Origin of the sequence: Bacillus pfraonensis, assembly GCF_050768835.1 — a bacterium.
GTDB classification, from domain to species: Bacteria; Bacillota; Bacilli; order Bacillales; family Bacillaceae_G; genus Bacillus_A; species Bacillus_A pfraonensis.
In genome coordinates, this window is the sequence record NZ_JAHCDO010000071.1 from 1 (window position 1) to 6,289 (window position 6,289).

6 protein-coding genes and 2 rRNA genes are annotated in these 6,289 nt (G+C 34.6%); 6 read left to right on the plus strand and 2 right to left on the minus strand.

The features are described from left to right. Nucleotides 1-328, minus strand: a 16S ribosomal RNA gene (locus KFD70_RS28470); the annotation flags it as partial. Between the two features lie 465 nt (nt 329-793). Between KFD70_RS28470 and KFD70_RS28475 the strand changes: the two genes are divergently transcribed. The 6 genes from KFD70_RS28475 to KFD70_RS28500 all read left to right on the plus strand — a co-directional run bounded on the left by KFD70_RS28475 (nt 794) and on the right by KFD70_RS28500 (nt 6,018). Next, entirely contained in the window at nt 794-1,507 is a 714-nt protein-coding gene (locus KFD70_RS28475; protein ID WP_336454603.1) for a response regulator transcription factor, read from the plus strand. After that, on the plus strand, nt 1,497-2,513 hold the full coding sequence (locus KFD70_RS28480; RefSeq protein WP_336454604.1) for a sensor histidine kinase: 1,017 nt from the start codon (nt 1,497-1,499) through the stop codon (nt 2,511-2,513). The genes KFD70_RS28475 and KFD70_RS28480 overlap by 11 nt, the downstream gene beginning before the upstream one ends. Nucleotides 2,514-2,591: 78 nt before the next feature. Next, nucleotides 2,592-3,512: an ABC transporter ATP-binding protein gene (locus KFD70_RS28485; RefSeq protein ID WP_336454605.1), complete on the plus strand. Its 921-nt coding sequence runs from the start codon at nt 2,592-2,594 to the stop codon at nt 3,510-3,512. Next, nucleotides 3,505-4,242, plus strand: coding sequence for an ABC transporter permease (locus KFD70_RS28490; RefSeq protein WP_336454606.1), 738 nt, complete (start codon nt 3,505-3,507; stop codon nt 4,240-4,242). Before KFD70_RS28485 ends, KFD70_RS28490 begins: the two co-directional genes overlap by 8 nt. Before the next feature lie 76 nt (nt 4,243-4,318). Then, the gene (gene uppP / locus KFD70_RS28495) at nt 4,319-5,116 is read left to right on the plus strand and encodes an undecaprenyl-diphosphate phosphatase UppP (RefSeq protein WP_336454607.1); all 798 of its coding nucleotides are present in this window, start codon (nt 4,319-4,321) and stop codon (nt 5,114-5,116) included. A gap of 455 nt (nt 5,117-5,571) precedes the next feature. Beyond that, nucleotides 5,572-6,018, plus strand: a complete 447-nt coding sequence (locus KFD70_RS28500; RefSeq protein WP_336454608.1) for an ASCH domain-containing protein — start codon at nt 5,572-5,574, stop codon at nt 6,016-6,018. Nucleotides 6,019-6,153: 135 nt separating this feature from the next. Here the strand turns inward: KFD70_RS28500 and rrf are convergent. Further along, nucleotides 6,154-6,269: ribosomal RNA gene (gene rrf, locus KFD70_RS28505) — 5S ribosomal RNA — on the minus strand. Nucleotides 6,270-6,289 lie beyond the last annotated feature (20 nt).

Genomic DNA, 6,289 nt, shown 5'->3' on the forward strand with positions numbered 1-6,289 from the left:
CCCAGTGTGGCCGATCACCCTCTCAGGTCGGCTACGCATCGTCGCCTTGGTGAGCCGTTACCTCACCAACTAGCTAATGCGACGCGGGTCCATCCATAAGTGACAGCCGAAGCCGCCTTTCAATTTTGCGCCATGAGGCGCAAAATGTTATCCGGTATTAGCCCCGGTTTCCCGGAGTTATCCCAGTCTTATGGGCAGGTTACCCACGTGTTACTCACCCGTCCGCCGCTAACTTCTTAAGAGCAAGCTCTTAATCGGTTCGCTCGACTTGCATGTATTAGGCACGCCGCCAGCGTTCATCCTGAGCCAGGATCAAACTCTCCAATAAAGTTTGTCTAGCATCTAAAATAAAAATTGACGTTTCACGTTGTTTGTTTCGTTCAGTTTTCAAAGAACTCGTTTGTCGCTCATTTTCGACTTCCTTATGTTAACATTTTCATCTTTCAATGTCAACTAAGTTTTTTATTTCGTTTGTCGCGTTTTGCTTGTTGCTATCAGCGACTCGTATAATATTACACCTCTATATAGTAATAGTCAATAACTTTTCAAAACTTTTTTCAATAGATTTATCTCTTCTTTATGAAGCGTTGTAAAAGCATCCTAAAATACCGCTTCTCTCCACTTGGTTTCCTCCATCTATAAACATTTAGTAGATCATCATACATTTACCTTTCTCCATTCGATTCTATACTTAAAACCTTATTTTAACAATTCATAGTATATAATGAGATAGCTATTGTATTTTTCATTACCGAAAACAAAATACAAAACTCTATTATAAGCAGGTGAAACTATGGAAGATATCCGTGTACTTATAGCAGACGACGAAAAAGAAATCCGGGACTTATTAAAGAAATATCTAGAACGAGAACTATATACAGTAGATATCGCTATAAACGGCGAAGAGGCTCTGCAATTATTTGAACAAAACAAATATAACCTCATCATATTAGATCTTATGATGCCTAAAGTTGATGGTATCGAAGCATGCAGAAGACTTAGAAACAAAACAAATGTCCCAATATTAATGCTCACTGCTAAAGATCAAGAAGTAGATAAAATTTTAGGCTTAAGCATAGGCGCGGACGATTACATTACAAAGCCTTTTAGTATCAATGAGGTAGTCGCTAGAGTAAAAGCTCTTATGAGACGTTTTTTAGTATTAGGAAGTAATGCTAACATGCAAGAAAACATACTCCTAACATTCAAAGGATTAACAATTGATATAAATAAGTACATAGTTAACGTAAGTGGAAAAGAAATATCTTTAACTGGAAAAGAACTTGAACTATTAAAGTTCTTCGCCTCAAATCCTGAACAAGTTTTTACAAAGACGCAACTCTTCCGTAATGTTTGGGATAGTAATTATATAGAAGATGATAATACCGTCATGGTACACATTAGAAAACTGAGAAAAAAAATAGAAGTCGACCCTTCAAATCCTAAATTCATCCAAACTGTATGGGGTATTGGTTATAAATTTGTAGGTGAGAAGAATGAAGAATGATGAAGTTCTCTATCTTATTTTATTGCAGTTTATAATCATTACCGGACTTCTCTTTATAGATATGGGTCACACATCAAAATTAATATTATTCATTATCCTTATTGTTATAACAGTAAGCCTTTTCTTTACAAGACTTCATTTTATTCAAACTAGGAAGTCTATGGTCAAGAAATTAAGACGCGTTATTAATGGCAATCTACATACACGACTATATACAAATAACGATCATTCACTAGATGATGTCATTTTTTCTATAAATGAATTAATAACCGAACTAGAAAAAGTGCAAGTTGAGGCCAAAAAGTCTCAAAAGACTAGAAAACAACTTCTATCTAGTATCTCACATGATATTCGAACACCTCTTACTTCTATTATTGGATATATTGACGCATTAAAAGATGGTATAGCTGCTTCAGAGGAAGAAAAACTAGAATATCTTGAAATACTCTCAAATAAATCAAATAGCTTAAAACAATTAGTTGATGAGATATTCAATATGGCAAAGCTTGATGCTGATGAAATGCCATTTAAAGAAGAACAACTTAATTTCCCAGAAATAGCCAGGGAGTCACTAATCGAATTTTTGCCTGAACTATCCAAACACGGTATTGAGTTACAAGTTAATATCCCAGAAGAACCTTGCATGATTACAGCAGATTCTTTAAGCCTTATGCGAGTTATCAGTAATCTCCTAAAGAATGCGATACATTACGGAAAGCCTGGAAAAATAATAGGAATCGAACTTTTTGAAACGACTAACGACTATCAGCTGCTCATTTGGGATAAAGGCCCTGGCATTTCAACAGATGATCTAGAGAACGTATTTGAGAGAATGTACCGAATTGAGCAATCAAGGAACTCTACTCATGGCGGGAGCGGTTTAGGACTTGCTATCGCGAAAGCTCTCGTAGAAAAAAATGGCGGTCAAATATGGGTAGAAAGTATTCCGTGGGAAAGAACCACCTTTGGCTTTTCCATCCCAAAACAAGCTACTTTTAAGAAATAGTTAAGAAATGATTAAGCAGTAGTTAAATCTTCCTTTTTATCATGTAATTAAGAGCTTATGGAAAGCAGGTGTTTCAAAATGAGTGCAATTATAAAGACAACAAACCTTACTAAGATTTATGGCAAACAAAAATCAGTAGATAATCTAAATATAACTGTAAACCAAGGAGAGATTTACGGATTTATCGGACGAAATGGTGCTGGTAAAACGACTACTATTCGAATGCTGCTCGGTCTTATAAAACCTACAAGTGGAAAAATCGAAATATTCGGAGAGGATTTTTCTGCAAACCAAAAAGAAATTTTAAGAAGAATTGGTTCTATCGTTGAAGTGCCAGGTTTTTATGAAAATCTTACTGCAAAAGAGAATCTATTAATTAACGCAAAAATAATTGGAGTGCATAAAAAAAATACCATTGAAGAAGCACTAGAAATTGTAGGATTGCAACATGAAACAAAAAAGCTAGTGGGTAAATATTCTTTAGGAATGAAACAAAGATTAGGAATCGCAAGAGCTCTTCTCCATTATCCGGAGCTATTAATATTAGATGAACCGACAAACGGTTTAGACCCAATTGGAATTAAAGAAATGCGAAAACTTATTAAATCTTTAGCACAAGAAAGAAATATAACTATATTAATTTCTAGCCACATTTTAGCCGAAGTTGAACAACTAGTAGATCATATGGGGATTATCCATGAGGGGAAGTTATTAGAAGAAACTTCACTTGATGCACTTCGAAAAACAAATCGTAAATACTTAGAATTCCAAGTCAATAACGATAATAAAGCTGCGATGCTTTTAGAGAAACAATTTCATATTTTTGATTATGAAGTACATGATGAAGGAAATATTCGCGTTTATTCTCATTTCGGTCAACAAGGACAGATTAATAGAACATTTGTTCAAAATGATATCGAAGTATTAAAAATTATGATGAGTGAAGACAGATTAGAGGACTATTTCACCAAATTGGTTGGAGGTGGAACAATTGGTTAATCTACTATATACGGAACTATTAAAATTGAAACGTTCTAACATGTTTTTAATTAGTATTATTGGGGCAGCGGTAGCACCGTTTATGATCGTTTTGGCCTTTTATATAGAAATGAAAACAAAACCATCTGCTACACCCGCAGGTTTCGATGTCCTTTTTCTTAATGTAAATATGTATATTATTTTATTTATGGGAGTCCTCCTATACGGAGTTGTTACCGCTTATCTCTTTAATCGTGAATACACAGAAAATACATTAAAAAATTTATTAACCATTCCTGTATCACGTTTTAACTTTATTATGAGCAAATTCACCCTTCTGTTTATTTGGATTATGATCCTTACTATAGTTGCATGGGGACTAACTTTACTATTAGGGCTATTAGGAGGTTTTCCTGGATTAAGCATCCCTTTATCTTTTCAATTTTTAGTGAAATTTTTACTAGGCGGTGGATTCCTTTTTATCTTATCTTCTCCTATTATACTACTAACCCTTGTAATGAAAACTTATGTTCCGCCTATTATATTAACAATTGTTGTAGCAATGGTAAATGTTCTAACTGCAAGTTCGGAACACAAAGATTTGTTTCCTTGGACAGCTGCACTAGATATAGTAAATAATGAATTGCAACCGACATATCCTCCAGAATATTCTTATGTTGCTATTGCCGCTACAGCTATTATCGGCTTTCTCGCAACAATATTCTATTTTAAAAAAGTTGATATTCATTGATTTATAAAGATAACAAAATTCTTTCTATGTCTCTGTCTATCTACAACATTTTCATTTAAATAATAGGAGTGAAATTATGAGCGATACAATTATTGCATTTATACTCGGTATTGTAGAAGGACTAGCTGAATTTTTACCTATCTCTTCTACCGGGCATCTTATATTAGTCGGGCATTTATTAGGTTTTGAGGGAGAACGTGCAAAGACATTTGAAATTGTTATACAACTAGGGGCCATTTTAGCTATTGCGATTTTATATCATAAACGACTTGTTTCTCTCTGTAACATTAAACCTCTCTTGCAGAAAGAGAAAAAATTTAATGCACTACATGTTTTCCTAGGTGTATTTCCAGCTGTAGTTGCCGGTTTACTCTTACATGATGTGATTAAAACATACTTATTTCAGCCATATACTGTCGTTATCGGGCTTGTGGCAGGAGCTATTCTTATGATCTTTGCAGAAGTTAAAAAGCCTGAAGCTACCTCCCATTCATTAGACGATTTAACATATCGTCAAGCATTAACAATTGGTTTATTCCAATGTTTAGCAGTATACCCTGGTTTCTCAAGAGCTGGATCTACTATTTCTGGAGGATTGTTAGCAAAGGCAAATTATAAGGCCGCATCCGAATTTTCTTTTCTTATCGCCCTTCCCGTCATGGTTGGCGCAACAGGATTAGACTTATTAAAGAGCTGGAAGTATTTAAGTATGGATGATATCCCAATGTTCGCAATAGGGTTTATTACTTCTTTTATTGTTGCGATGCTTGCAGTAGTAACGTTTCTAAAACTACTCGCACAAATCGGTTTAAAGCCATTTGCCTATTATCGTATTTTGTTAGCTATCGTATTCACTGTATTCGTATTGCTATAACCAGAGGAAGATCACCTATAAAAAGACAATAAATAACTAACCGATCTTTCTATAGGAGTATCGGTTAGTTGCAATTATACCTATCTAACTGCCTTACCTTCCCCATTTTAATAAAAAGACACATTTCAACAAACTCTTCATAAAAAGCGTTAGTTTTATTATTCCAGAAGAATCATCTAATCTTAAAAACGTAGGTAGCTGTTTAAAATAGCTTGACTTAACTATTCTGAACATTCTTTAATATAAATATATGTACAGATTTATTAAATAGATGGATATAAATGAACAGCACGAGTATATAAACCAGATTCATTAAGCAGTTTCCTTTTACTGCCTCAAAAAACAACAAAGAAAATGTAATTTATCAAAAAAACCATCTATTATAACCAAACGAAACCTTATCATAAGCAATGAGGTATTTAACTAGACATGTGAGAAATGGGTGAATGATACTAATGAATCAATTGGCACAGCAATACTGGAATGAATACTGGAAGGAGAACGAAAAACCTCAAACTGTCAGCGCATGGCAGTTCGGAGCCTCTCCTGACTATCTTGCTCAATTAGTAATTGATGGCGTAAAAACAGCAACATGCTCTGGACATATTTTTTATGAGCTAGAAAATGAATCACTTCCAACAACAAATGATTATAGCATTATATTGAATAGCTCTGACGAGCCTGTAGCAATTATTAAAACGATAGAAGTAACTTTGACACCAATGAATGAAGTCTCTGAGGAATTTGCTATTGCCGAAGGAGAAGGTGACCGGACCTATGAATATTGGAAGAACACTCATATAGAGTTCTTCACAAAAGAACTGAATGAAATCGGTCGTGAATTTTCTGAAGACATGTTGCTCGTTTGCGAACGTTTTGAGCTGATTGATGTGAAGAAATAAATAAACTTTCTTTTCATATATAAACTCATCATCTATTTGCTTTTTAAAGAGTAGATAGATGATGAGCTTGTTTTATAATTTATATTCTTATTTAAAACCACAAAAAAAACCTAAGTCGAAATGACTTAGGTTTTTGCTTGGCGACGTCCTACTCTCACAGGGACAGGGTCCCAACTACCATCGGCGCTAGAGAGCTTAACTTCCGTGTTCGGTATGGGAACGGGTGTGACCTCTCTGCCATCATCACCAAACTATGAAGGCATATTCCTTC